This window comes from Fodinibius sediminis (assembly GCF_900182555.1).
In the GTDB taxonomy this organism is placed as follows: domain Bacteria; phylum Bacteroidota; class Rhodothermia; order Balneolales; family Balneolaceae; genus Fodinibius; species Fodinibius sediminis.
On sequence record NZ_FXTH01000005.1, the window covers coordinates 228,185 to 254,576 of the forward strand.

Genomic DNA, 26,392 nt, shown 5'->3' on the forward strand with positions numbered 1-26,392 from the left:
TTGTTTGATTCAATTAAAGGGGCCTTCTCCGGGCCGGAGCCGGCTGACTGCTGGCATGTCTTGGAGAAGCCGGAAGAAGTATCCGATGTTGCTGAGGCTTCCCGGACCTCGCCGCAGCTGATATACAAGCACAGTTACCGGTGTGCCACCTGTTTGTTCGCCAGACAGCGAATCGAGGATATTGCCGATGACATTCGGAAAAAAGCTACCCTGCATTTTGTGGATGTGCTTGCCCGTCGGCCGGTCTCAGACCGTATCACAGAGATGCTGGCAGTGCGCCATGAATCTCCCCAGCTGCTCCTGCTCTATCGGGGAAAGGTCGTCTGGCACGCCTCTCACGGGGCCATTAAGGCCGATGCTGTTCTTTCTGAACTCAAGAAGCTGGATGTGCCAGTGGACACCTAGCTACCCTTGCTATCACTAAATGAAGAGACTGGCCTTCATTCAAGGTAGCGGCTAAAATTTTCATCAAAGGGGGGCTCTACAATCCCTTTTTCCGTTATAAAGCCTGTGATATACCGGTGGGGGGTAATATCAAAAGCCGGATTGTAGGCTTCTGCCTTCTTGGGTGCTACTTCCGAACCATTGAAATGGGTAATCTCTTCTGCTTCGCGTTCCTCAATGGGAATCGCATCGCCGTTACCCAGGTCCATATCAATGGTGGAAAAGGGAGCGGCGACATAAAAGGGAAGGTTGTTTTCCCTGGCCAGTACCGCCAGGGGATAGGTACCTATTTTATTGGCAGTATCACCATTTGCGGCCACCCGGTCGGCTCCAACCATCACAAGATCCACTTTTCCTTGCTGCATCAGAGACCCCGCCGTGGAATCGGTGATCAGTTTCATGGGAATTTCGGCATTCATGAGCTCCCAGGCCGTCAGCCGTGACCCTTGCAACAGGGGGCGGGTTTCATCAACCCACACCTGGATGTCCTTTTCTGCCTCGTGGGCATGATAGATGACGGACAGGGCCGTGCCGTACCGTCCGGTTGCCAGGCTCCCGGTATTGCAGTGGGTGAGAATCCGGGCATCCTTTTCTACGAGTTCGTTTCCATGTTCTCCAATTTTTTTGCACGTACGTTTGTCCTCATCGTGGATCGTCTTGGCCGTTTTAAGGACAATGTTCTTGATGTCGGAAATTTCTTTGTCCTTGTGCGCCTCAATCGTTGTTTTCAGCCGCTCGAGGGCCCAGTGCAGGTTTACAGCGGTGGGACGGGCCGATTCCAGGTATTCCGCTACGCGTTCTACCTCAATGAAAAAACTTTGGAACGAGTTTTCGGTCAGTTCTTTGATGCCCAGGTAAAATCCATAAGCCGCAGCTATTCCAATGGCGGGGGCGCCGCGTACCCGCAATTTTTTAATAGCTTCCCACATTCGACCGACATCCCGGATATCACTGTAAACTTCGCGGCCGGGCAAATATGTTTGGTCAAGAATTCGAACATGGTCGTCGCGCCATTCTATCGACTGTATAGCCGTATCAATATCGTTATCCATAAATCCTCAGTTACCCCTGTAGCAAATAAATTTAGAATGTACCCCAATGGTATAACAATTCCGTAAAGAAATAAAATTTCTTTGCAGTTAAAAACCAGCGGCCGCCCCGTCGCTTCGGGGGTCAGCTGCTCCATATTTGAGGCCCGCTTCATCAATAAAGATGGTATGTGCCCGTCCCAGGTTATCAGATGAGCCCAGTGCGTGGCCCCGTTTTTTTAATTGTTTTTTGGTATCGGCGCTGAGTCCAAACTGTTCATAGTAGAGGGTATCAGGCATCCACTGGTGATGAAAACGCGGGGCCGATACCGCTTGGCCCGGCTCCATGTTGAAAACGGCCCTGTTCAAAAAGTTGTGGAGGGTCGCAGTGATAATGCGCGGTCCACCCGCGGCTCCGAGTACCATGCGTGTGGAGTCGTTTTTGGTTACGATGGTGGGTGACATACTGCTGAGCATTCGCTTGGCGGGTTCTATGGCATTGGCTTTGCCCTGAATGAGTCCAAACATGTTCGGTTCTCCAGGCTCCGCTGTAAAGTCGTCCATTTCATTGTTGAGGAAAAAGCCCGCCCCGCTCACGGCCACCTTGCTTCCGAAAGAGCCATTGAGTGTGGTGGTAACAGCCACCGCATTACCCTTCTGATCAATGATGGAGTAGTGGGTCGTTTCAGAGGATTCAGGGAAGGGAATATCCCCTTGGTTTATCTGATCGCTGGCTGAAGCTTTTTCGGGGTTGAACGTTTCCATGCGCCGCTCGTTATAGGAGGGAGCCAGGAGCTTTCGCTGCGGAATATCGACAAAGTCGGGGTCTCCCAGAAAATGCGCCCGGTCGGCAAAGGCACGGCGCATGGTTTCGGTAACGAGATGAATATACGCTGCCGAATTAAAGCCCATCTCCCGCAGCTCGTAGGATTTCAGCATCTCCAGTATTTGGGCTATGGCGATGCTTCCGCTGCTCGGAGGGGGCATAATGAACAGGTCATACCCCATGAAGGAGGCTTTCACGGGATTCCGCCAGACACTTTTGTAGTTTTTAAGATCCTTGTGCGACATAATTCCGCCTTGCTGCTGTATTTCCCGAACAAGCAGGTCGGCTGTCGTTCCTTCATAGAATCCAGCCCGTCCATGGTCCGCGATACGCTGTAAGGTACGGGCCAGATCGGCCTGCTGGAACAGCTCGCCCTCCTGCCAGTCTTCGTTATGTTCGGGGATAAAGTAATTGGTTGATCCCCGGTAGTTCCTGAACTGTTTGGCGTAATGATTCAGGTATTGTGCCTGTTTGTACGAGAGTCGATATCCCTGCTGAGCCAGCTCAATGGCCGGCTCGACAAGTTCTTTGAAGGGAAGACTTCCATATTTCCGGTGAGCGTTGACCATACCATCAACAACACCGGGCACTCCCGAGGCGAGCCCGCCCGTGCGGCTGAGTTTAGGCACATATTCGCCTTCGCGCAGGTACATGTCGGCATCGGCCTCCAGCGGGGCCTGTTCGCGAAAGTCAAGGGCGACATTGGTTCCGTCGGAGAGGTGAAGAACCATGAATCCTCCTCCCCCGATATTCCCGGCGCGGGGGAGGGTTACAGCCAGGGCAAACTGAACGGCGATGGCAGCATCCACGGCATTGCCACCCTGCTGTAGAATTTTGCTTCCTACCTGCGAGGCCTGTTCTTCAGCAGTCACAACCACAGCGTGTTCGTAGGACTTCGACCAGCTTGTCTGGCCTGAACTTTCCAAGGGCAGAAAGAATAAGAGAAATAATGAAAAGACGAATCTGGAAAATCGGTAAATAAGTGGCATGCCGTTATAAATGAGTTGTGAATTTCAGCATTAGCGAAAATAATACATTACCTCTGACAGGCTGTGCAAACAGCCCGGAATTCACGAGGGATGAAAGATATATAAAGCAGATTATAGTAAGAAATTATTTCAATGGGGGGATTGGTAAACAGGAATCAGAGCCCGGAGGATGCTCCGGCATGCTGCAGTAGGCTGTTGCAATGGGAGCAGGGACCTCGTGATCAGCCTGTACAGTTTATTCCTCTTCAAGATAACCAGTGCGCTGCGCATCATGAATGGAACGAACCAGCAGCCGAATCTCGAAGAAGAGGACTGGATCGTCTCCGCATGCCTCCTCGAGATATTTTTCCTGTTCATTCAGGCTGTCGAATGCTAGTGCGCGATCGAGTATTTTTTCAATTTTTTGCCAGTGGCTGCGTTGCATGCCCCTCTCTTCACGTCTATACGCTTATCCTTCCTTTTATATAGTATATGCGTATTATATAGTATATGCGTAACCTTCGGTAAAAAGAGGTCATTTGGTTTAAGAGGCAAGCTGTGGGGTCATCCCCTGGGATGGAATTCTTTGTGCACCTGGTGCAGCAGCGTTCGATCAACGTGGGTATAAATCTCAGTGGTGATGATGGAAGAGTGCCCCAACATCTCTTGTACGGCACGCAGGTCAGCCCCTCCTTCCAGAAGATGCGTCGCAAAGGAATGTCGGAAAATATGTGGATAGACATTTTTTTTAATGCCGGCTCGTTCGGCGGCATCATTTACGATGTTCCAGATACTCATGCGTGAGAGCGGATTCCCTCGCTGGCTCAGAAAGATCTTGTTCTTTGCCTTCTGGGGATCGTTGTTGCTTTGAAATTTCGGCCGGACGGTTTCAATGTAATGTTCAATGGCTGATTGTGCGATCTCTCCCACCGGAACCAGGCGCTCCTTGTTTCCCTTGCCTATCACGCGAATAAATCCGATTTCGAAGTACAGGTTATCGAGCTCAAGGTTGGTGAGCTCACTTACCCGCATGCCAGTGGCATAGAGCGTCTCCAGAATGGCCGCATTGCGAATGCCGGCATCGCTTTCGCGGCTGGGAATGTCAATGAGAGCAGCTACTTCGTCCGGATTCAACACCTCGGGAAGGTTCTTGGCTCTCTTGGGCAGTTCAATGAGCTCGGCCGGATTCGCCTCAGCGAGGTCTTCCACAACGGCAAACTCGTGGAAGCCCCGGATACTCGATATGTTGCGGGCAATGGAACTCGCCGAGAGATCCATGGCTGAGAGCTCTTCAAGATACTGTTCGATATGCTGGAGGGTTATGCCGTTGAGCTTATGGATACGCAGATCCTCAGCTACAAACTGCAGGTAGCGCTCCAAATCATTTTTGTAGGAAAAAACGGAATTTTCTGACAGGTTTTTTTCCAGCTTAATAAATTGCAGGTACCGCTGTAGCTCTTGCTGATAATGCATCCGGTCTCAGGAATTGTAATATTTATCTACCGGCGGGGAAGACTCGGACTCTTTTTCCTCCTGTTCTTCAGTCGGCGATGGTGCCGGGGCAGCCTGGGAATCCCGCTTGGACTCTTTGGCTTTGGAAGGTTCCTCTTTCTGTTTTGATTCTTTGTCTTCCGGGTATTCGACACGGCTGTGATAAATGCCCACCAGAATGTTCAGGAAAGTCTCTTTGATCGCTGTCAGATCCTGGAAGGTAAGCGGGGTGTTGCTGAGCTGTCCTTCATTGACGCGGGCATCAATCATTTTGTCGATGAGATTCTCGATTTTCTGGTAGTTCGGATCTTTCATGGCGCGTGATGAGGCTTCCACACAATCGGCCAGGAGGAGGATGCCTGTTTCCTTGGTTTGTGGCAGCGGACCGTCATATCGGAAGTCTTCTTCCCGGATCTCCTTTTTGTCAGCGTCGGCCTGCTCTTTTGCCTTGTCCCAGAAAAACTTGATAAGAGAGGTGCCGTGATGTGTTTCAATGAAATCGATGACTACCTCAGGCAGCTTATGCTCCCGGGCTATCTTCACGCCGTTCGATACGTGGGCTTTGATGACAAGGGCACTCATGCGGGGTTTCAGTTTGTCATGCTCGTTACCCTCAGTCTGATTTTCCGTAAAATAGCCGGGGTTCTCCATTTTTCCGATATCATGGTAGAGCCCGCCTACCCTGCAAAGAAGGCTGTTGGCCCCGATAGCCCCGGCGGCCGCTTCTGCCAGGTTGGAAACCTGCAGACTGTGATGGAAAGTACCGGGGGCGTCTGTCATGAGCTTTTTGAGCAGGGGGAGGTTGGTGTCACTGAGCTCCAGCAAAGTGAAATCGGTGGTAACCTTAAAAGCTTTTTCAAAAAGCAGGATAAGCGGGTATGTGAAGAGTATGAAAATTGCATTGATGGCCACAAAGAAAAGCTCGTTCCCAAGGGTGCTCCATCCATTGAAGGAGGTCATGCTGAAAGCCAGGATCACAACGGTATAGGAAAGGAAAACAATGCCGGGGGTGGTAAAGAAGAATTGCGAGCGTTTTTTAATATCCCGCACAGAAAAAAGGCCCAGGCTGCAGGCAACAGTTGTTGCAGTGACATATTCAAAGTTATTGCCGTCGATCAGTCCGGTAATCAGCGCCAGGGTAATGGTGGCCAGCAGTCCGACCCGCGAGTCAAAAATAATGGTCAGGATGATGGGAGCGATGGCTACCGGCACGATGTATGATGAGATGCTCTCGAGCTCGTACACAATGGAACTCCCAACAGCAATGATTGCCATGGCGAGGAGCACCAGCAGGAGCATGGAGTTATTCATGAAAATATGCCGCCGGTAGAGGAAAAGGTAGAAGAAAAAGATGGTGACAATGGCTATGACAGCGAGAATATCTCCCCCGTATCGCAGCCAGCGTTCTACATCGCTGGCATTCTGGACCCGGGCATCGGCCAGGCTTTGAAGCATGTTGAGTTTTTGTTCGGTCACGATGTCGCCCCGGCGAATGATAACCTGTCCCTGTGCCACGGCCCCCTTGCTCAGTGAAATACTCGAGAGCGCTTTGTTGATGTGAGCCTGGGTTTCCTTTTCATCAAAAATAATGTTAGGCTGGATGACCTGGTTGAAAAGCTGGGAGGCCACCTCGCTCATCTCCTCATTGAACGTATTCGAAAACTGATGTTGGGCGTATTCCTTCGCTTCACTGAGATCCCGGAGGGTTGCCATATTCCGGGTTCGTTCGGTATACTCTTTCAGGTCGCGGACGATAATTTCTTCACTGGAAAAATTGTTTTTTACAACATTTATGATACCGTCATTGAACAGTTCAGCGGTAATGTTTTCAAGCTGGCTTTTCAGGTAGGCACCGATGAATTCGTTAACCGGTGCCGATTTGGTATTGGCCGGCTGATTGATAATTTCTGTCTGCCGGTAATTTTCCAGCAGCGTGTTCCAGGCCCTGTTTGTCAGCTGAACGGGGCTGTTGTTCCTGAAACGTACAAATCGAAGACTGTCTTTTGAAGCTGACTCTGCATTCGACTGCCGGGCCTTCTGCCATTGCTCATAGCTGTTTAATACCGGCTGGAGTTTTTGAAACAGGGAGTCTATGTTGCTTTGGGAGCGAATTTCGGCATCATGGTTAACATTATAAATTGGTGGGGTTGATGTCCTGATCTCCTCCCGCTCCTGTTCTATGGTTTCCTGATCTTTTTGGATGGGAAAGGTGAACGGTGCCGTCAGATTATCGGCTCTCCAGGGTTCGCCCACGCGGTAGTTGACAGGTTCCTGGTAGGAAGTATGGGGAACGGATGCCGCAAGGATAACAAGGAATCCGGCAATAATCAGTATGCGCACATAGATATTGTTGCGCAGGGAGGAGGCTTGTTCCTGCTTTTTTTTCTTTTCTCCGATTACGGGTGCTCCCTTGTCTTTCTTTGGAGCCAGTCCCAACTTTTCGAGAATACTCATAATGTCAGTTTAATCGACCTTCCGAACAAAAGCAGTCCGGCAAGATATTTATATGTGTTCACAAGATACTCCGATTAACAAATTATACCAACCGGCAATTATTACAGCCCGAGAGGCATGATTGTTCAGGATATCCAGTTATAATGGTTCATCGATTAATTCCAAAAATGCATCCTGGTCAAGAATGGAGACCTCGCGCTCCTGAGCCTTCTCATATTTGCTCCCGGGCGATTCGCCGGCCAGCAGATAATCCGTATTCCCACTAACCGAGGACGTAACCTTGCCCCCGTGTTTTTCAATCAGAGCGGTCGCTTCCTTTCGGGTCAACCCGGGCAGTGCTCCCGTGAGTACAAAGGTTTTGCCATTCAGTTTCTGGGAGGTCTGCTCCTTTTCACCCATCTTAAACGTCAAACCTGCAGCTTTTAGTTTATCAAGCATTTTCAGATTCGACTCATCGCTAAAAAAGGTGGTTACCGATTGGGCAATGGTGGGACCAATGTCTTCTACTTCGGCTATGGTTTCTTCACCGGCATCTGCCAGGGCCTCCATGGTCTGAAAGGCACGGGCGAGATCTCGTGCCACTGTTTTTCCCACGAACCGAATGCCGAGAGCGTAAATCAGGCGGTCTAAAGGCTGATCTTTGCTATCCTGAATTGCGGAAATCAGATTCTGGGCACTTTTTTCTGCCATTCGCTGCAAAGGGAGCAGTTCTTCTTTCGCGAGGTCATACAGGTCTGCATAATTTTGGATCAGCTCCTCGGAGACCAGCTGGTCTACTACGGCTTCACCCAGCCCGTCAATATCCATGGCATCGCGGGAAGCAAAATGAGTGATGCGCTGTCGAACCTGGGGCGGGCACTCGGCATTGGTGCACCGCCAGTCAACATCGTTACCCAGTTTCGTCAGTTTGTGTCCACAGGCTGGACAGTCTTCGGGCATTTTAAAGGGGGACGAACGATTCTCTCGGCCGGGATTGACAACACTTACCACCTGGGGGATGATCTCGCCCGCCTTCTCAACAACAACCCGGTCTCCCTCCCTGATATCTTTGCGGTGGATTTCATCTTCGTTGTGCAGAGAGGCCCTTTTGACAGTAGTGCCGGCCAACGCTACAGCCCTAAGGTGGGCAACGGGAGTGATCTTGCCCAGCCGTCCAACCTGCAGCTTAATTTTCTCCAGCGTAGTGGTAGCCTGCTCCGCTTCAAATTTGAAGGCAATAGCCCAACGCGGGGCCTTGGATGTAGTGCCCAGCTCAGATCGATATTTATCTTCGTTCACCTTGATAACCACCCCGTCCGTTTCGTAGGGTAGCTCGTGCCGAAACTCTTGCCAATCATCGATCTGCTGGTGTATATTGTCAATATTGGAACACTTGCGGTAGTGTTCACATACCGGGAGACCATAGTCCTGGAGCAGCTGCATCTTTTCCAGCTGTGTAAGCCCTCCCCTCTCTTCCTCAAACAGCAGGTCAAAACTGAAGAACCGAATCGGCCTTCGGGCCACTTCCCGGGGATCCTGCATTTTCAGTGATCCTGCGGTTAAATTACGGGGGTTGGCAAACGTATTGAGCCCCTGCTGTTCGCGATGTTCGTTCATGCGGGCAAAGGCTTCCCGCTCCATATAGGCCTCGCCCCGCACTTCCACAACCTCCGGGTAGTCGCCATCCAAAGAAAGAGGGATATCCCGCACTGTTTTCAGGTTTCGGGTAATATTATCGCCCCGCTGGCCATCACCACGCGTGGCTCCCAGTACCAGTTCTCCCTCTTCATAGCGGAGACGGATGGCCGCTCCGTCAAATTTCAATTCAGACATATAGCTAAAATCGGTATGGTCCAGTCGGTCCCGGACCCGACGGTCAAAATCGTTGAGCTCATCCTCGTTGTAGGTATTGTCGAGACTGAGCATGGGCACCGGGTGCTGCACAGTTTCGAACTCGCTGCTTGGCTCGCCTCCCACGCGTTGGGTGGGAGAAGTGGGATCGTGAAGGCCAAACTCTTCTTCAAGGCGCTCCAGCTCAGCAAGATAGCGGTCAAATTTTTTATCCGAGATGAAGGGCTGGGCATCCTGGTAGTAGGCTTTGTTCGCTTTGTCAAGCAGTTCACGGAGTTCCTTGACGCGATTCTGGGCCTGTTTCTTGTCCATGGTGTAAATCAAACAAAGTTAATATTGCAGGGTATGAATGACGGAGGGAGGCGGTACATCGATATTGAGAGTGTCGGGCGGCGGTTGCAGCCACTTTGAATCTCCTTCAAAGAAAGAGCGATGTATCTCGATACGATTGGTCTCGGGATTTAGAAAACGTTCCCTGAAATCAGAGATCACCCGGCCATTCATCAGCAAGATGATATTTCCCTCGCCGTTGCGGAAATGAAAGTCATTGACGAAATCAAAGCGGATGGCTTCCCCGGTTTCTATCCAGTAGGGATTGAGTTCATCGAGAATATCAGTATATACCCGTACCGGTTCGAGCTTACCGTAGGCTGCATAGAGCACGATGGAAAGGGTATCCGGAAGGGTTTCTCTCGGCCCGGTAAACTGTGGGGAGGTTTGCCGCAGTGCACTGTCCCCGTCAAACGCCGTACCCGTGTCGAGGTCAGGTGAATCTGCAGGAGTCGTGGTTTGTGCTGGAGATTCTTGCGGTGTGGTCTTGCCGGCCGATGGTCCTTCTCCCCTGAGATAGTACCAGTAGCCCCAAAAAGCAGCGACAGCCAGAACGATGACAACAGACGCAATAATCCAGCGGTTGGATCGGGCCGTCCGGGTGGGCTGGAACTGCCGCCCCATATTGGCCCAGTCAACCTTGCTGACTTCCTGCGATTTTAGAAGCGGGTTTTCGGTCTCTTCATGGGCAACTTCTTCCTTTGCCTCTCCTTTGGCTGACGGCTCATCCTCCTTTGAGTTGGCTTCTTCGGGCATCTTCTGGCGCTGTTCCTCCTCAATAAGGGAGCCCGAGTAACTGCCTTTTTCAACTTTATTGAGGGCGTGCACTATCTTTCGCTCTTCAATAGACAGTGCTTTGGCATAGCTGCGAACATAACTCCGAATATAGGTGGGATTGCTGCCAATATCTGAAAAGATGGTATCATCTTCAATGGAAGCTAAAACCGCTTTCGGGATTTTGGTGGATCGGTAAATCTCCTCGAGACTTATCCCCCGGCTTTTCCTGATGGTCGCCAGATCATTTCCAAGTGATGGCATAGAAGATTCCTGTTTGGTGTCATAAAGAGGCCGTTATGTAAACGCTAAATCTAAGCAAATATCATGGTGGGCAAAAATTTTTTGACCCACTAAATATATTTGTAAGGATAATGTGTTATCGGGGTCTTACTAGTAAGAACAAATTACTTATGGGATGAAAGAGCTGATCAGAAATATGATAAAAGGGGTATCCGACATCGTTTTCCCCCGGGTCTGTGTCTGTTGCGGCAGGGAGAATACCGAGTGCCAGCGCCAGTTGTGCTCCTTTTGCCTCCAGGAGCGTTTTGCGGATGCCAATCCCCAAAACAACCGTATTTCCAGCGATATCCTACTGCCTGCCGGAGTTATAGCCCAGCATGCGATGTGGACCTTCGACAAGGGAGGGGAGCTGCAGGACCTGATGCATTTGCTGAAATACGAACGGCTGACCACCATAGGCCTGGACCTGGGTCGCAAGCTGGGTGAACGGGTCCGCAAGCATCCGTTTCTGGAGAAAAAACTGAGCCGTCGGACGTCTGTCATTCTTCCGGTGCCACTGCACTATCTGAAATACCGGTATCGCGGGTTTAACCAGGCTTTTAAAATAGCGCGGGGCTTTCAGCAGGTCTGGACAGACCTGGCTCTTTGTGAGCGAACATGTGTAGTGAGACGGAAGAACACACGCACGCAAACCGGTTTCTCCCTGGAAAAGAGACTAAAGAATATGAAAAATGCCTTCAGGCTCAATGACCCGTCACAGCTGGCCGGACAGCTGGTGGTGATCATTGATGATGTGTTTACGACCGGGGCGACCACTTTTGAGCTTGCACAAACCGTTTTGAAGGCTGAAGCTCATGCCGTTGTGATCCTGACAGTTGCACAGGCATAATTTTTGGTATATAATTCATTTTTTCCAAAAAGAAGGATATTTTTAGACTTATGAATAAATACACTTCACGACCTCAGAATTTATATCTTGAAACCCAGCTCGGGATTGTTACCCGTACCGGCGACTGGTTCCATACGACCTCCGATCATATTGAACAGTTTGTGCCGGGCCTACTCAAGGAGCGCTCCCTGGATCATCTTGTAGAGGAGGCGGTAGCCTGGGTGCGGAGTGCCGACAGCCTGGCGCTTACGTTGCTGCTTGTGCTTTTGATTTATATTCACCCGGTTTTTGCTGCGGTTATTGCCATTACATTCCATTTTTTCTGGTATCGTTTTAAAAGTGGCTTTGTGACGATCTACATGGGAAAGCTGCTCAAGATGATGAACAAAGATGGATATCTGCTGATCACATCCCTGGTAATCATCAGTCTTGTCGGTATGAATGGACAATACCTGGCTGCCGGAGTGGGCCTGGTCTTTTTCTTTCTCATGAAGCTGGGATTGCTTAAACGTCTGTGGGACAAAATTGATGAGGATAAGGCCGGGGAGCTTTCACTCAACGATCGTGTTTTTAAGATGATATTACTGAAATATGCCATGCATTTTAATAAAGCTCCTTCAGAGGTACAGAGCATGGAGAAGAAATTCAAGGAACTGGCATTGAACAGAAAGCAAGGTACAAGCTGAAGTGAGTTTGACAAATGTGTTTTTGGTGCGTCACGGAGAGACGGAATACAACCGTCGTAATCAGATTCAGGGAAGGGGGATTGATGCTCCGCTCAACAATAGGGGGCGGCAGCAGGCCAGGGCCGTGGCGCAGCATCTGAAAGAGCAGGAGTTGCACCATATTTTTAGCAGCAGCCTGAAAAGATCCCGGGAGACAGCGGAATGTATAGCACAGGCCTGCAGCCTGACTGTTGAGCCTCACGGCGAGCTTGATGAAATGGATTTCGGCGTGTTGGAAGGCCGGTCCATCACGGAGATAGAGACTGAGCTGCAGCAGCTGCAGCATCACTGGAAGTCCGGAAACGTGGATTTTGCCTTCGAAAGAGCCGAGAGTCCCCGGATTGTGCTGAAGCGGGCTGCAACGCGGGCGGAGCAGATTATCCGTGAGCGTACAAACAGTAATATGCTTTTTGTGCTGCACGGTCGTCTGATACGTATACTGCTGGCCCACTGGCTGAAGCGTGGACTTTCGTCGATGCACCAGATTGCCCACAGTAATGCATCACTCTACCACCTGCAGTGGGATGGTGAGCAGTTTGAGGCCGTGTACCTCAACAACACGGATCATCTGCAGGATGACCAGCACCAGGCAAATGTTGGAAGCTGAAGGAAGAAAGTGGCGACTGGTTCGAGAGGTGAGTAATGCAGGTCATATCCGGACGCTGAACAGTAGTGAAACAAAAAGAGTAGAAGACAGTTATGAGTGAGAAAGTTCGCAGCATGTTTGCTGACATAGCCGATGACTATGATCGGGTCAACTCCATTCTTTCGTTTGGGGTGCACCATGCCTGGCGCAGCCGAACAGTTCAGCTAAGTGGTGCTCGTGAGGGCGATCATGTGTTGGATTGTGCCACCGGCACGGGAGATCTGGCGCTGGAGTTTAAAGAAAAAGTGGGGGAACAAGGCTATGTACTTGGTACAGATTTCTGCCAGGAGATGATTGAGCACGCCCCCGAAAAAGCGCAAACAAATGGCCTCGCCGTTGATTTCGAGGTGGCCGATGCGATGAATCTGCCCTACGAGAACGACCGTTTTGATATTGCAAGCATTGCTTTTGGTATTCGAAACGTGGATGATCCGGTCAAAGCTCTGAAAGAGATGGGACGCGTCGTCAAAGCCGGCGGAAAGGTAGTGGTGCTGGAATTTGGCCAGCCCAAAGGGCTCTTGAAGTATCCCTATGAGCTCTATAGCCAATATATCATGCCTGCAGTAGGGGGATGGATCAGCGGTAATCGCGAAGCCTATACCTATCTGCCGCGTACGAGTGCAGAATTTCCGGCAGGCGATAAGTTTGTTGCACTGATGAAAGAATCGGGCGTCTTTGGGTCACAGAGCTATGAGAAGCTAACCGGTGGTATCGCATATATTTATGTGGGTACCGTTCGATAAATAATGTATATTAACCATTCATTTTTTATTACCAATAAACCTCTTTTGACATGTCATTAATGGAAATTGAAGCCATCAAAAAGGTACTGCCTCACCGTTATCCCTTTTTACTGGTTGACCGAGTGCTGGAACTGGAAGAGAAACGGATCCTGGCACTTAAAAATGTTACGGCCAACGAAGATTTTTTTAATGGTCATTTTCCCGGTAAGCCGCTGATGCCGGGTGTGCTGCAGGTCGAAGCCCTGGCACAAACCGGGTGTATTATGCTCACTGAAAAGCATATTGAAGATCCTGACAACAGTCTCATTGTATTCACCAATATCAACCAGGCAAAGTTCCGTAAATCAGTGGTTCCCGGCGATCAGCTTATGATGGAAGTGTTTCTGACGAACCGGCGACGCAATTTTACGACCATGGAAGGAACGGCCCGTGTAGATGGCAAGGTAGTCTGCGAGCTGGAAGCGACCTCTGCAATTGTTCCAAAGAAAGACGAATGAGCACCCAATCCTCTACAGATCGTCCTGCTAAAATAACAACGCAGACTATCGTTGATATGAAGGCGGAAGGACGAAAGATCAGCATGCTTACGGCCTATGATTATACGATGGCCCGAATTATCGATCAGGCCGGCATCGATGTAATCCTGGTGGGCGATTCGGCCAGCAACGTGATGGCCGGTTTTGAAACGACGGTGCCGATGACCCTGGATCAGATGATTTATCACGCCTCCTGTGTGGTTCGCGGCGTTGAAACAGCCCTGGTTATTGCGGATCTGCCTTTTATGAGCTACCAGGTAACCTCCAAAGAGGCCCTCATCAGTGCCGGCCGCATGATGAAAGAGGCCGGTGTGCACGGGGTGAAACTGGAGGGAGGCAAGCCGGTTATTAAAACGATTTCGAAGATTGTTGAGGCGGGGATCCCGGTGATGGGACATCTCGGCCTTACCCCGCAGAGCATCTACAAGTTCGGGACGTACAAAGTGCGGGCAACCGAAGACGAGGAGGCTCGCCAGCTTCTTGAAGACGCCCGCCGGCTGGAAGAGGCCGGATGCTTCTCTATTGTGTTGGAGAAGATTCCGGCAAAGCTTGCCAGGAGAGTGACGGAGGAGATCTCCATCCCCACGATTGGCATCGGTGCGGGTGCTCAGTGCGACGGGCAGGTACTGGTGGTGCACGATATGCTGGGACTGAATAAGGAGTTTAATCCCCGTTTCCTGCGTCGATACGCTGACATGCATGCCGATATGACTGATGCTGTTCAATCGTATATCCGTGATGTAAAATCGGGCGATTTCCCCAGCGAGGATGAACAATACGGCTGATTGGGCAAGAGGAACAGGCAGAAAAGCGAGGGACAAAATGTTTCCCTTCTGCCTGTAGTCAAGGGTTTGAATTATAGTTATAACGACAGGTCAAAGAATATGAGTAATGCTGAACACCCCGTAATCCTGGTTTGCAATGATGACGGAATCTTTGCCCCGGGTATCCGTGCCCTGGCCGAGGTGGCCGATGAATTTGGAGAGGTCGAAATTATAGCTCCCGACCGGCAGCAGAGTGCGGCCGGGCATGCGGTAACGGTAGATACTCCCCTGCGATCGCGTTCATTCCAGATTGATGGTCGATTCCACGGCCAGGCCGTATCTGGCACGCCGGCTGATGCCGTAAAGCTGGCACACGATCAGCTGATGAAACATAAACCCGACCTCGTGGTCAGCGGTATCAACCACGGCAGCAACGCCGGGGTCAATATTTTATATTCCGGAACAGTGAGCGCTGCCACGGAGGGGACCATCCTGGGCTATCCTTCGATTGCTGTAAGCTGTACGGATTTTGACGAAGATGCCGATCTCAGCGGTGCCAAGGAGGCTGCACGGAAGGTAATCCGCTACGTACTGAATATGGGTCTTCCCAGGGGCGTAACATTGAATCTGAATGTGCCGTCGGGGGAACTTAAAGGCATTAAATGGGCCCGTCAGGCCGACAGCCGCTATGTGGAGGAGTTCGAGGGGCGTGTGGATCCCAATAACCGCTCCTACTACTGGCTTACCGGACGGCTCGAGCTGCTGGATGAAGGGGAAGACCTTGATATTAGCGTACTCAAAAAAGGGTATGCCTCCCTCACACCCATCCAGTACGATATGACTGACTACAACCTGCTCAAGGATGTGGACGATATTGAGCTGTAATGCGGGCCGGTTATTATTCACCCCAATAACGGATAACAACCGTGGACAATCATCTGCAGGTCATGGTTTTTTCTGTTTCCGCGCAGCGTCACGTCGTTCCAGCCATGGAAACCGCATGGGCTTGTCACGGATCGACGGGGGAAGTTCTGCCTCGAGGATGATGGCCCGCCGCGGACGGTCGGTTTTATTCGGACCCGCATAATGAAGCGTATATCCGCCATGGAACGTAGCACCGCCCGGAGGCAGGGGACAGGGGACGGCCTTGCCCTTGATTTTTTCGCACTCCTCGGGGACGAGCTCCAGCCCCTGCACGCGGGGATCATTGTTAATGCTTTGATGCGGAAGAATGTCCATTAAATGGCTTCTGGGGATAAACTGCATGCAGCCATTGTCTACAAACACCTCCTGCAGTGGAACCCACACACTTATTTTATTATGCAGCTTGACCGGATCCCAGTAGGCTGCATCCTGGTGCCATGGTGTTTCGGCTCCATGCCGCGGGGGCTTGTTGATGGCGTGGAAAAAAGTGGCTTCCACAGGTTCCCCGAACAACTGGCTCAAAGCGGCCGATGCATTTTTCAGGAGCTCTGAATTATTCAATTCGGGAGCATACTTGGCAGGATTCATAATCTGGGGCAGTGAAGCTTCTTCTGCCTCACCCGGCCCGGCCAGATCAAACTGGTCGCCCTCTTTGCGGCCGGCTTCACTGGAAAACAGAGTATCGAAGATTTCACGAATAAAAGCGACATCCTCTCGGCTGGTCAGTTGATCGATTGCCAGGTAGCCGTTGTCATTGAAAAAGGCAAGCTGTTCTTTCCCGAGTATATTTTTCTTTGGCATAGCGGTGTGTTTCGGTAACTGTCATTGTTCTTTTAGATCTGTAATATATATAATGTTTGATATAATGGTCTTTTAAATTTGTATTGCAAAATGATTTCAAACGAAAATTCCCGGGGACCCATGTCAGCCCACCGTGTCGTCATTGATTTTAGCTCTTCCGGTTTGTCAAATTTTATCAAACTGGGCCGTTACAACTATAGCCGGGCCCGGGATGGACTGGCTCCGCATGCACATACCGATCAGATCGAAATCTGCTATTTGGCGAGGGGCAAGCAGATTTATTATGTGCAAGGGGAGGAATACCGATTATCCGGCAATGATGTATTTATAACCTTCCCGGGGGAGGTCCACAGTACAGGCGGCTTTCCAGAAGAAAAGGGGGTGCTTTACTGGATGATATTCCGGATCCCGGAGGAGGAAGCCGGTTTTCTGCATTACCGGGGGGCAAGGGCAAGACGAATCGTGAAAGAACTACAGAATATGACGTCAAGGCATTTTGAGGGGACTACGGATCTTCAGCAATACCTTGATATAGTGATTGCATGCTGGGAGGATGATCATGACATCATGGATGAGATTGTTGCCGGTCATAATGTGCTGGCTTTTCTGCTGGCGATCATCCGCTGTTCCCGTAATAAAACACAAAATAAGAAGTCTGTTGCCATTCAGAAGGCGATTTCGCACGTGGAGCAGAATTGGGGTGAACCCGTGGAGGTTGAGGACTTGGCCAGAGCAGCGGGCCTGTCGACCAGTTGGTTTAAGGTAAAGTTTAAAAAGGAGACAGGCATTACACCCGCTGACTATGTGATGCGCCATAAGATTGAAAGGGCGAAGGAGTATCTCGCCACCACGGAGATGAATATTACCGATGTGGCGTTTTCCCTCGCATTTTCTTCTTCACAGTATTTTGCAACGGTTTTCAAGCGGTACACAGGCTGCACACCTACTGAGTACAGAGCAAGCTGACGGCTGAAGTTCAGTGGGATCCGTATTAATGTCCCTGGGCTTCCAGCATTTCAATCACCTCCCGCCAGAAAGACCGAAAAATCGCTTCACGGTCGTTTTTGACGCTCACATGCATCTGCTCAAGGTGGGAAAGGGTGGAGGTCTTAATATGCTGGCCCCATTTGGAGCTCTCGACGGATACCATGCCGTCATTGATGCCCTCCTGATCGTAGATGTGGTTATTCTGGTAGCGGCTGATGACACGTATGGGAACCGGGGTGCCCTTGCCCACAGCAGAACTGTAGGAATAGTAGGGGATATCCGTGGCATCACTGATATTGGGATTGAACTCTTCAGTGATGTAGCGCCGGGTGAGCTGGACAGCCGATCCCACGGAATCGCTTTTGGTCTTGGGATAAACACGGTCGCCCATCCAGTCTAAAAAATCAGCCAGTTTGTCGCGGATGGCATCCGGCGTGCTCAGTGTGAGTTCGGCCAGGGAGGTTCCGTGATGAGGCGTGGAAATGGTAGTCAGAGAGGCTACTTTGGGTGCAATGGCCAGTTCCGAGAGGGCATAACGCATGTCCAGTCCGCCCATGCTGTGGGCAATGATGTTTACCTTGTCATAGGGCTGTTTGTCCGTAAGTTCGTGGATGGAATGGACCCATTCCTTGGCGCGTGTTTCTATTTTGGCATAGGGGACGATATTGGGAGCAAAAGCCGGGACATTATGAGAGCGCAAAAGCATGGCAACATCATAAAGCGGAGAAGGTTTGACCAGCGAAGCAATGGCTCCGTAGCCATGACAGAGCAGCACCGGGTGTTTCAGGTGAATAGCTTTTGGCTCTGGAAATTCCTGTAATTTCAGTTTATGCAGCCAGCGATCGGCATCAAATTGCTCAAGCATATCTGGATCTAAAATGTGATTTTTGGCGGCGGGATGAGTTCAACACCGGCTTTTTTAAGTTCAGGTAATTTTTCATCGAGCCAGCGCAGGGTTGTTTCATTTCCCATAATGATTGCCAGGGGGTACGAGGGACTTGCTTTAAGTTTGTCCAATTTTGACAAAAAAGAAGCTTTACCCAGCTCTTCATGAAGAATAAAAGCGTCGCGGGCATCCACATAGGTCAGATCGGTCTGGCTGACGATGTTTTCAGAATCGGCGGAACTGCTGCCATTGCTGAGCAGCAGGTGGGCACTGGGTAAAATGTCTTCAAACTGCTTGAGCCGGCGCAGGGCCAGGGAGGGATGCTTTCGTATCAAATCTTCGTTTTCTTCATTTTGCAGCCAATAGAGAAGGCGTCGGTAGCGCCCGGAAAGCGACTTTTGAAGTTCATTGGCCTGCATGGGGTGTTCCACCGACAGTACTATGGGAATTGGTTCGCCAAAGCTGGTCAGCATGGTTGTAAGTTCTTCGTCTGGAAAATCATTCAGGGCAACAATGATACTGGCATGGTCCCGCCGGTAAACAAGGTCCTGATTGGTATTTAACGTAATAGTTCGGACGATAGTACCCTCATACCGCAGATGAATCTGCATCTTCTGATCGGGAAATGTAACCAGCGCAGGAGTGGAAATGCCCAGCGGGTGAAAGGTTCGGTTCAGCTCAGCATGCAGCTGAGTCTTGGAGAATCCGGGCGGCAAATCAACCTTGTATATTTTACGGCTGAAGCTGGAGTCAATGTCGATGGACACCTGGTTGACCTGATTACTGCTGATACTGAAGTTGGCCAGTTCATATTCGATGAGTGAGTCTGCCTCGGCCAGGGACTGAAGCTGCCGGGAGGGCGTTTTGGACGATACTACGAGCATAGAACCGCTTATGATACAGGAGATTAGCAGTAACAGGGCGATGACCCTTTTTTTCTTTTGTTCCTTCAAATCAGATGCAGATATTAAACGTAGAATTGATGCTGGTTAAAAATAAAAGTAAACGATGTATGAACTTAAATTAAATGTCGTGGTATGAAGCCGAAGAATCTATTAACAAGCACAAAATAACAGTTTTACATCGTAGATGATATGAGTTACGATTTTGAATGTGTTGAAAGCAGGGAACAGGTAAAAGCCTTTCATCAGCTTCCATTTCGAATATATGAAGATTATCCGAACTGGGCACCGCCCTTTCAATTTGAAATAGAAAATATCTTTAACAGGGAACAGAATCCGTTCTTCGAGAAGGGACAGTGTGAGCGCTATCTGGTACGAAATAAAGGTCGCGTTGTGGCACGTTTTGCTGTTATGAACAATCCGCCCAGGGATGAGGTACTGGAACCAACCATGGGTGGAATAGGATTCCTCGAACTGGAGAATGATCAGCAGCTTGCCCGTTCAATTATCGATTTTGCCGAGGCCTGGCACTACGACCACGGGTACCGGGCAATGCGGGGGCCTGTTAATTTTGGCGAGAATGATACCTACTGGGGGTTGCTGGTTGAGAATTATGATGAACCTCCCATCTACGGGATGTTTTATCACCCGCCCTACTACAAACAGTTGCTTGAGCATACCGGAGCCGAGAAGCTGGATGATCACTGGAGCTACAAACGGAACTTTGACCAGCCTGTGCCTGAACGCATGAAAAGAATAACAGATCGCATTGAAGGGCGGGCCAATGTTTCGCTCCGTCCGATAGACATGAACGAGATTCATCGCGATGCCGAGTATATCCGCGAAATCTACAATGAGGCCTGGAGTAGCCAGGATATTGACCAGCGCGAGGAGGAATTTACGGAGCTGACCCGGGATACGGTCCGCCAGATGGTCAAAAAGCTAAAGCCGGTAATGATTCCCGAAAGCGTGCTTATTGCCTTTGTTGACGATGAGCCCGCCTCCTTTATTGTATGTGTGCCTGATCTCAACGAGATTTCCAAAGAGACCGGCGGCCGGCTCCGGTGGTGGCACTACCCGAAGCTCCTGTGGTTTAAACGGCGCGCCAAGCACCTGCGGTCGCTGGTTTACGGCACCAAGCCCAAATTCAGAAAGATGGGGCTGGAAGCTCTGACCTTCACCCGCGGCATTCAGTTTACCAAAGAAGCGGCTCCCAGCCTGGAATACCTTGAAGGGGCCTGGGTAAGTGAAAAGAACTGGCTGATGCAGCGAAGCCTGGAAGCACTCGGATGCCATCATCACAAGACCCATCGCACTTACAAATGGGAGTTTTAGACTTTTCGGCTGACGGTTGAACCGTCCTTAACAAATGGGAAAGAGGTATACACGTTGATTGTAATCAGCTGCTAAAAATCCGATCCAGCACTTTCCGGGCAACGACTTTTTTTGGTCCGGAGTAGGTTTCCTGCACGGCATCACCCAGCAGAGTGACGGTATTGGTATCGGTTCCAAAGCCGGACTTATCGTCGGCAATGGAATTGGCGATGATCCAGTCGGCCTTTTTTCGGGTTCTTTTTTCCCCGGCATGTTCAATCAATTTTTCTGTTTCCATGGCAAAGCCTATAAGGGTCTGTCCCTTTTTTTTGTGTTCTCCGAGCCATGAAAGAATATCGGGCGTGCGCCGAAGTTTGAGGCTGGGTGCCTTTCCGTTTTTTTTGATCTTGCTTGTAGCATGCGTTTCGGGTGTGAAATCAGCTACGGCCGCCGCCATGATGATGATATCAGCGCTGGATTGCTTTTGCACTTCTTTAAAAAGATCATCTGTAGAGGTGATCTGGATGGCATTCATCTTGTTGGGCGCGGGAATTTGAATGGGGCCGTGGACAAGGGTCACCTCACCGCCCAGATCCCGTGCAGCCTCGGCCATGGCGATACCCATTTTGCCGGAGCTGGGATTGGAGATATAACGAACCGGGTCGATAAACTCCCGGGTGGGGCCGGCTGTTACCACAACCTTTTTGCCTGCCAGGGGGCCGACGGAACGTTGTTGCCCGAGAACAGACCGGCATTCATCCAGTATCGTTTCAGTTTCGGGCAGGCGTCCTTTTCCCTGCAGCCCGCTGGCGAGGTATCCCTGTTGAGGTTCAAGAATATGATAGCCATCCTCCTTCAGGGTCTGAAGGTTGCGCTGTACGGCCGGCGACTGATACATCTCGCCGTCCATGGTTGGGCAGATCAGCATCGGGCACCGGGCTGAAAGGACCGTAGCCGTCAGCATATTGTCGGAATATCCACCGGCTATTTTAGCCAGCGTATTAGCGGTACAGGGGGCTATGACAAAAAGGTCGCCCCATTCACCCCAGGAGATATGGCGGGTCCAGCTGTCTTCTGTTGAAGGAACATCCGGAAAGATATCAACGGCAACAGCATGTTTGGAAAGAGAAGAGAAGGTCTCGGTACCCACAAATTGACGGGCCCCCTGTGTCATGGTGACCCGCACCTGTGCACCGGACTGTTGGAAGGCACGTAAAAGAAAAGCAGCCTTGTAAGCTGCAATTCCCCCGGTAACACCCAGAATGATCCGTTTCCCGGACAACATCTGTTATTCTTCGTCTTGTGGATATCGGAAATAAATTTCACCGCGCCGCATTTCGTCAACAGCTCGCTGGGTGGGATGATCAAGCTTTTCAAATTCTTTGGAGATATTCTCCTGCTCTTCATTAAAGGAGAATTCGTCCTCATCCTCAAAACCCTCAAAATACTTGAGTTTCTCATCCAGCTGAAGCTTCTCCTGCGCCGCAATTTGCCGCGCCCGTTTGGACATGATGGTAATCAATTCATACTGATTACCGGTGCTTTTGTTCAGTTTTTCAACATCAAGCGTCTTAATGGACATAATAATTCACTTATTAATAAAGGGTTCAACAATAGCCTGTATTTGCACATAGGCTGTATCAAGATCATCATTTACAACCGTATGGTCGAAGTGGTGAGCATACTGCATCTCCATTTCAGCTCGCTCCATACGCTTTTCGACGGAGTCTGTTGTTTCGCTGCCGCGCTTTTGCAGACGCTCCTGCAAGACTTCCATCGACGGAGGCTCAATGAATATGGATACTGCCGCTGATCCGTAAATTTTCTGTACGTTCAGCGCACCGTTCACTTCAATATCAAGCAGTGGAAAATACCCAGATTCAACTAATTTATCAACTTCGGACCGGAGGGTTCCATATCGGTAGCTGCTATATCGCTCCCACTCCAGAAAATCATGATTTTCGATCTTCCGGTCGAATTCCTGGTCGGTTAGAAAATAGTAGTCCTCGCCATCCACTTCGTCTTTGCGGGGAGGGCGGGTTGTTGCGGAAATTGAAAACCGGATGCTGGGATATTCCTCCAGCAATCGTTTGGCCAGGGTCGTTTTACCGGCTCCGCTTGGGGCGACAATGACGATGACTTTTCCGCTTTTACTGGTTTTACTCAACGTTCTGCACCTGTTCCCTTATCTGTTCCAGGCTTTCTTTTGCCTGTACCACATACTGTGATATTTCGGAACTGTTGGCTTTGGACCCAATGGTATTGATCTCACGGTTTATCTCCTGGCTCAGAAAATTCAGCCGGCGCCCGACGGCATTGTCGTTTTTCACGGCTTCACGGAAAAACTTAAGGTGAGATTGGGTGCGGACGATCTCTTCTGTGATGTCCATCTTGTCGACCAGTACGGCCACTTCCATCTCCAGGCGATCATCATCGATCTTATCGCTGTCAATAAGTTCTGCAATGCGCTCCAGAAGCTGTTCCTTGGCTACTGCCGAACGCCCGTCGGTCTTCTCCTGGATGATATTCAACATGCTCTCGATATGATCAACCCGCTGCAGTAAATCCTCCTCCAGCTGGCTGCCCTCCTGCCGGCGCATCTGCGTCAGCCCGGCGGTCGCTTTTTCAGCGGCTTCCTGTGTCAGCGTCCAGATCAAGCTGCGTGTCTGCTCATCCTCTTCCCGGGCCTCAAAGATATCATTGAACTCCATTAAATCACTCAGAATGACCGGCTGTTTTATGTCTGCCGCATCCCGAAGGTCGTTCAGCAGGTCCTTATATCCCCGCACCAGATTTTTATTGAATGTGACATCGGGCTGCCCGGTATCGGCTTTATCCACACGGACGGAAACATTGATTTTGCCCCGCTCCACGTGCTGCTGGAGCTGCTCCTTCAGCGTTAGCTCTTTTTCCTGGATAATCGGCGGAAGCCTGAGCGATATGTCAAGATAGCGGCTGTTTACTGTCTTTAGCTCTACCGTTATCGAAATACCATTGGATGATGCTTCTCCGCGGCCAAAGCCGGTCATGGATGTTATCATATATAGATCCCGAATAGATGAAAATTAAGCTGATTTTGGACTAAAATAATAAAGTAGCGCCCGGAATAAAATGTTATTGTACAGCATCAACAACCTCATCTGCGAGTTCCCGGGCTTTTTCTGCAGAGATTCCTTCGGAATATACCCGGATAATAGGCTCGGTATTTGATTTTCGAAGATGAACCCATCCGTCCTCAAAATCAATTTTGACGCCATCGGTTGTATCGGGACCTAAATCCCGGTAGACATCCTCTGCTTTTTCAAGAATTGCATCGGCATCAATATCCGCCAGCGGAATCTTGCTTTTCCGCATGACATAATCAGGCAGGGTGTTACGGTATTCGTCGGAGGTCACCTCTCGTTCGGCCAGCAGCTGCAGGAATATGGCTACCCCCACCAGCGAGTCGCGGCCATAGTGAAGGTCGGGATTAATGACTCCTCCATTGCCCTCACCGCCGATAACCGCTTCGACTTCCTTCATCTTTTCAACGACATTAATTTCTCCGACGGCTGAGCGATAGCACTTTTGTCCATGTTTTCGGGCTATATCCTCGGTCACACGCGAAGAGGACAGGTTGGTAGCACAGTTTCCTTTCTTCTTGTCAAGTATGAAGTCAAAAGCAGCGGCCTGGGTGTATTCCTCGCCGAACAGGTTGCCTTTGTTTGTAATGAGTGCAAGACGGTCGGCATCGGGATCGGTTACCGCACCGAGATCACAGTTTTTCTCCCTGACAAGAGCACAGATGTCCTGCAGGTGTTCCGGCAGAGGTTCGGGGTTGTGGGCAAAGAGTCCGTTGGGCGTGTCATTGATTGAATAGATCTCTTCCACACCGAGTGCCTCAAGCATGGCAGGGAGGGCGATGGCCCCGGTCCCGTTCACCGGGTCGAGTGCTACGGAAAAGTTTTTTGAGGCGATGAGATCCCGGTTGATATAGGGAAGCTCGAGGATTTTCTGCACGTGGTAGTCCAGGGCTTCGGTGTCAGTCTCTACGCTGCCCGTCTGATCAAACCCTTTGTAGCGGTAAGACTGCTCCTCGCTTATGTTCATCACTTCACGGCCTTCTTCGGCGTTGAGAAATTCACTCTTGGCATTGAGGAGTTTCAGGGCATTCCACTCAGCGGGGTTGTGGCTGGCGGAAATGATGATGGCCCCTGCCGCATCGTGTTTATGAACAGCCATGGCTACCGTGGGGGTGGCGGACACCCCAACCTGAACAACATCGCAACCCACGGATTGAAGCGTTGCAACGACGATGTTTTCACAAATCTGTCCGGTGACACGGGTATCCCGGCCGACAATTACCTTGCCGCCACCGGTCCACGACCCGTAGGCCGCTGTAAATCGGCTGAGGTTTTCAGGGGTTAGGTCCGTTCCAAAAATGCCCCGGATACCCGAGACTGAAATCATTAATGCCATACTGTATGGGATGAAGTTTTAATTCTGATTGATAAGAACTATGTATTTACTGTTTTCTGCTCGAAAATCAAAGCAGGGCGGCATACACTCAATGAGCGGGATCGAGGTTAGGATTGTTCCGGCTTCCAGGTCTCTTCCGGGGTGTCCTGCTGCTTGTTTTCATAGCGGGCCATCACAAACAAAAAATCCGACAGCCGGTTCAGAAACCTAATGGAAAGATCCGATACCTTGCTGTTTTCGGCCTGCTGGCAGGCAACCACCTCGCGTTCGGCGCGCCTGCAGATGGTTCGGGCGATGTGAAGCGTAGCCCCGGCCTGCGATCCTCCGGGAAGGATAAAATTTTTCAGCGGGTCCAGCTCTTGCTCCATCTCATCAATGGCCTCTTCCAGGAATTCAACATCCTCCTGGCTTGTGCGCTCAATCCTTGTCTGCGAGGAAGAGGGGGTTGCCAGGTCGGCTCCGAGCACAAACAGCATCCTCTGGATCTTCTTTATGCGCTGGCGCCCGTGGTCGGAAAGCTCATAGCTGGCTGCCAGGCCCAGGAATGAGTTAAGTTCATCCACCGTTCCGTAGGCCTGGATGCGCTGCTCCGATTTGGAGACACGCTGCCCGCCGAAGAGTGAAGTGCGTCCCGAGTCTCCTCTTTTGGTATAGATCTTCATAGATAGTGTTTGGTGATGTTTTCACGAGTAAAGTACGGAGTGATGAGCAGATTTTCAGGTCGAAGTCGGTGGCCGTCATGAGCCCCTTATATACCCCGGTCCATTTCTCTGAACCTCTATGCCGAGGTGATTCAACTGCTGGAGCCTGTCCCGGAGTGCCTCTGATTGTTCGGCGCGGCAGGCCAGGGTGAGCGTGACTTTTTCCAGGTAGGTGGCATTCAGTTCTTTGAGATCAAAAGAATTTTTAAGCTGCTCAATATGGTTTTGGAGTTCATAGCTGTAGGAGACGATAAAGTTCCGGGTTGGAATTATTTTTACAAACGTGGCCTGGGCAAGGCACCGTTCGGCGGCGGCCCCGTAGGCATTGATGAGGCCCGACTTTCCCAGGTTGGTTCCCCCGTAGTACCGGACGACTACACATCCGCAATTCACCGCCTGGTACGACTTGAGCTGGTTCAGGATGGGCAGGCCCGCGGTGCCACCGGGTTCTCCGTCGTCTTGGGCAAACTCCCTGAGGTCGGTTGGGTCGATGCGCCAGCCATAGCAGTGATGGGTGGCGTCCGGGAAGTCAGATTTTATATCAGAGAGTCGATTGTTAAAATCCTCCTGAGAGAGGGCCGGGAAGAGAAAGCCAATAAATTTTGACCCCTTTTCTCGGAAGGAGGTACGATAGGTTTTCTGGACAGTCTGCACAGGTAATAACGGCTTAGATTGCGGAGGTTGTCAGTGAAAATTACGCTCTAATTTAGAATATTTCTGAATAAGAT

Annotated in this window: 27 protein-coding genes; 10 read left to right on the forward strand and 17 right to left on the reverse strand. The window is 50.6% G+C overall.

The window, feature by feature from the left end; genetic code table 11:
* A complete protein-coding gene (gene ytxJ / locus FN808_RS07420; protein WP_185958297.1) occupies positions 1–405 on the forward strand; it encodes a bacillithiol system redox-active protein YtxJ in 405 nt (134 codons plus the stop codon).
* 35 nt (positions 406–440) lie between these two features.
* On the opposite strand, the gene mtnA is transcribed toward ytxJ, so the two are convergent.
* The 7 genes from mtnA to FN808_RS07455 form a co-directional block, all read right to left on the reverse strand.
* Positions 441–1,496: an S-methyl-5-thioribose-1-phosphate isomerase gene (mtnA, locus tag FN808_RS07425; protein WP_142713925.1), complete on the reverse strand. Its 1,056-nt coding sequence runs from the start codon at positions 1,494–1,496 to the stop codon at positions 441–443.
* Positions 1,497–1,583: 87 nt separating this feature from the next.
* A complete protein-coding gene (gene ggt / locus FN808_RS07430; RefSeq protein ID WP_246068302.1) occupies positions 1,584–3,224 on the reverse strand; it encodes a gamma-glutamyltransferase in 1,641 nt (546 codons plus the stop codon).
* 298 nt (positions 3,225–3,522) lie between these two features.
* Entirely contained in the window at positions 3,523–3,711 is a 189-nt protein-coding gene (locus FN808_RS07435; RefSeq protein WP_142713927.1) for a hypothetical protein, read from the reverse strand.
* A 119-nt stretch (positions 3,712–3,830) separates the two neighbouring features.
* The gene (gene xerD / locus FN808_RS07440) at positions 3,831–4,739 is read right to left on the reverse strand and encodes a site-specific tyrosine recombinase XerD (RefSeq protein ID WP_142713928.1); all 909 of its coding nucleotides are present in this window, start codon (positions 4,737–4,739) and stop codon (positions 3,831–3,833) included.
* Between the two features lie 6 nt (positions 4,740–4,745).
* Positions 4,746–7,211 (reverse strand): HD family phosphohydrolase, encoded by a 2,466-nt coding sequence (locus tag FN808_RS07445; protein WP_142713929.1) that lies wholly within the window; start codon positions 7,209–7,211, stop codon positions 4,746–4,748.
* A 138-nt stretch (positions 7,212–7,349) separates the two neighbouring features.
* Positions 7,350–9,353 carry an NAD-dependent DNA ligase LigA gene (ligA, locus tag FN808_RS07450; RefSeq protein WP_142713930.1) on the reverse strand — a complete coding sequence of 668 codons (2,004 nt, stop codon included), beginning with the start codon at positions 9,351–9,353 and terminating at the stop codon, positions 7,350–7,352.
* An 18-nt stretch (positions 9,354–9,371) separates the two neighbouring features.
* Complete coding sequence (locus FN808_RS07455; protein WP_142713931.1) at positions 9,372–10,409, reverse strand: helix-turn-helix domain-containing protein; 1,038 nt, start codon at positions 10,407–10,409, stop codon at positions 9,372–9,374.
* Between the two features lie 175 nt (positions 10,410–10,584).
* Between FN808_RS07455 and FN808_RS07460 the strand changes: the two genes are divergently transcribed.
* The 7 genes from FN808_RS07460 (at position 10,585) to surE (ending at position 15,576) form a co-directional block, all read left to right on the forward strand.
* Entirely contained in the window at positions 10,585–11,277 is a 693-nt protein-coding gene (locus tag FN808_RS07460; RefSeq protein ID WP_246068303.1) for a ComF family protein, read from the forward strand.
* A gap of 50 nt (positions 11,278–11,327) precedes the next feature.
* Positions 11,328–11,963, forward strand: a complete 636-nt coding sequence (locus tag FN808_RS07465) for a hypothetical protein (protein WP_142713932.1) — start codon at positions 11,328–11,330, stop codon at positions 11,961–11,963.
* 1 nt (position 11,964) lies between these two features.
* Positions 11,965–12,609, forward strand: a complete 645-nt coding sequence (locus FN808_RS07470; protein WP_142713933.1) for a histidine phosphatase family protein — start codon at positions 11,965–11,967, stop codon at positions 12,607–12,609.
* A 92-nt stretch (positions 12,610–12,701) separates the two neighbouring features.
* Entirely contained in the window at positions 12,702–13,391 is a 690-nt protein-coding gene (gene ubiE, locus FN808_RS07475; protein WP_142713934.1) for a bifunctional demethylmenaquinone methyltransferase/2-methoxy-6-polyprenyl-1,4-benzoquinol methylase UbiE, read from the forward strand.
* A gap of 50 nt (positions 13,392–13,441) precedes the next feature.
* Entirely contained in the window at positions 13,442–13,888 is a 447-nt protein-coding gene (fabZ, locus tag FN808_RS07480; protein ID WP_246068304.1) for a 3-hydroxyacyl-ACP dehydratase FabZ, read from the forward strand.
* Positions 13,885–14,712, forward strand: a complete 828-nt coding sequence (gene panB / locus FN808_RS07485; RefSeq protein WP_142713935.1) for a 3-methyl-2-oxobutanoate hydroxymethyltransferase — start codon at positions 13,885–13,887, stop codon at positions 14,710–14,712. The genes fabZ and panB overlap by 4 nt, the downstream gene beginning before the upstream one ends.
* Positions 14,713–14,811: 99 nt before the next feature.
* Positions 14,812–15,576, forward strand: a complete 765-nt coding sequence (gene surE, locus FN808_RS07490) for a 5'/3'-nucleotidase SurE (protein ID WP_142713936.1) — start codon at positions 14,812–14,814, stop codon at positions 15,574–15,576.
* A gap of 60 nt (positions 15,577–15,636) precedes the next feature.
* Here the strand turns inward: surE and FN808_RS07495 are convergent, their stop codons facing one another.
* Positions 15,637–16,416, reverse strand: coding sequence for a phytanoyl-CoA dioxygenase family protein (locus FN808_RS07495; protein WP_142713937.1), 780 nt, complete (start codon positions 16,414–16,416; stop codon positions 15,637–15,639).
* A gap of 90 nt (positions 16,417–16,506) precedes the next feature.
* Here FN808_RS07495 and FN808_RS07500 point away from each other — a divergent pair, with 90 nt between their 5' ends.
* Positions 16,507–17,382 (forward strand): AraC family transcriptional regulator, encoded by an 876-nt coding sequence (locus FN808_RS07500; RefSeq protein ID WP_142713938.1) that lies wholly within the window; start codon positions 16,507–16,509, stop codon positions 17,380–17,382.
* Positions 17,383–17,407: 25 nt separating this feature from the next.
* Here FN808_RS07500 and FN808_RS07505 read toward each other — a convergent pair whose 3' ends face one another.
* Positions 17,408–18,268 carry an esterase/lipase family protein gene (locus FN808_RS07505; RefSeq protein WP_142713939.1) on the reverse strand — a complete coding sequence of 287 codons (861 nt, stop codon included), beginning with the start codon at positions 18,266–18,268 and terminating at the stop codon, positions 17,408–17,410.
* 8 nt (positions 18,269–18,276) lie between these two features.
* Positions 18,277–19,173 carry a hypothetical protein gene (locus FN808_RS07510; RefSeq protein WP_142713940.1) on the reverse strand — a complete coding sequence of 299 codons (897 nt, stop codon included), beginning with the start codon at positions 19,171–19,173 and terminating at the stop codon, positions 18,277–18,279.
* A gap of 210 nt (positions 19,174–19,383) precedes the next feature.
* On the opposite strand from FN808_RS07510, the gene FN808_RS07515 reads away from it, so the two are divergent.
* Entirely contained in the window at positions 19,384–20,526 is a 1,143-nt protein-coding gene (locus FN808_RS07515; protein WP_142713941.1) for a hypothetical protein, read from the forward strand.
* Between the two features lie 64 nt (positions 20,527–20,590).
* Here FN808_RS07515 and coaBC read toward each other — a convergent pair whose 3' ends face one another.
* From coaBC to FN808_RS07550, 7 genes are all read right to left on the reverse strand, one after another.
* Positions 20,591–21,790 (reverse strand): bifunctional phosphopantothenoylcysteine decarboxylase/phosphopantothenate--cysteine ligase CoaBC, encoded by a 1,200-nt coding sequence (coaBC, locus tag FN808_RS07520; RefSeq protein ID WP_142713942.1) that lies wholly within the window; start codon positions 21,788–21,790, stop codon positions 20,591–20,593.
* Between the two features lie 3 nt (positions 21,791–21,793).
* A complete protein-coding gene (locus tag FN808_RS07525; RefSeq protein WP_142713943.1) occupies positions 21,794–22,087 on the reverse strand; it encodes a DNA-directed RNA polymerase subunit omega in 294 nt (97 codons plus the stop codon).
* Positions 22,088–22,093: 6 nt separating this feature from the next.
* Positions 22,094–22,672 carry a guanylate kinase gene (gene gmk, locus FN808_RS07530; protein ID WP_142713944.1) on the reverse strand — a complete coding sequence of 193 codons (579 nt, stop codon included), beginning with the start codon at positions 22,670–22,672 and terminating at the stop codon, positions 22,094–22,096.
* Positions 22,665–23,546, reverse strand: coding sequence for a YicC/YloC family endoribonuclease (locus FN808_RS07535; protein ID WP_246068305.1), 882 nt, complete (start codon positions 23,544–23,546; stop codon positions 22,665–22,667). Before FN808_RS07535 ends, gmk begins: the two co-directional genes overlap by 8 nt.
* Positions 23,547–23,619: 73 nt before the next feature.
* Positions 23,620–24,963 (reverse strand): phosphoglucosamine mutase, encoded by a 1,344-nt coding sequence (glmM, locus tag FN808_RS07540; RefSeq protein ID WP_142713945.1) that lies wholly within the window; start codon positions 24,961–24,963, stop codon positions 23,620–23,622.
* 107 nt (positions 24,964–25,070) lie between these two features.
* Entirely contained in the window at positions 25,071–25,625 is a 555-nt protein-coding gene (locus FN808_RS07545; protein ID WP_142713946.1) for a cob(I)yrinic acid a,c-diamide adenosyltransferase, read from the reverse strand.
* A 75-nt stretch (positions 25,626–25,700) separates the two neighbouring features.
* Positions 25,701–26,318 (reverse strand): IMPACT family protein, encoded by a 618-nt coding sequence (locus tag FN808_RS07550; protein ID WP_142713947.1) that lies wholly within the window; start codon positions 26,316–26,318, stop codon positions 25,701–25,703.
* Positions 26,319–26,392 lie beyond the last annotated feature (74 nt).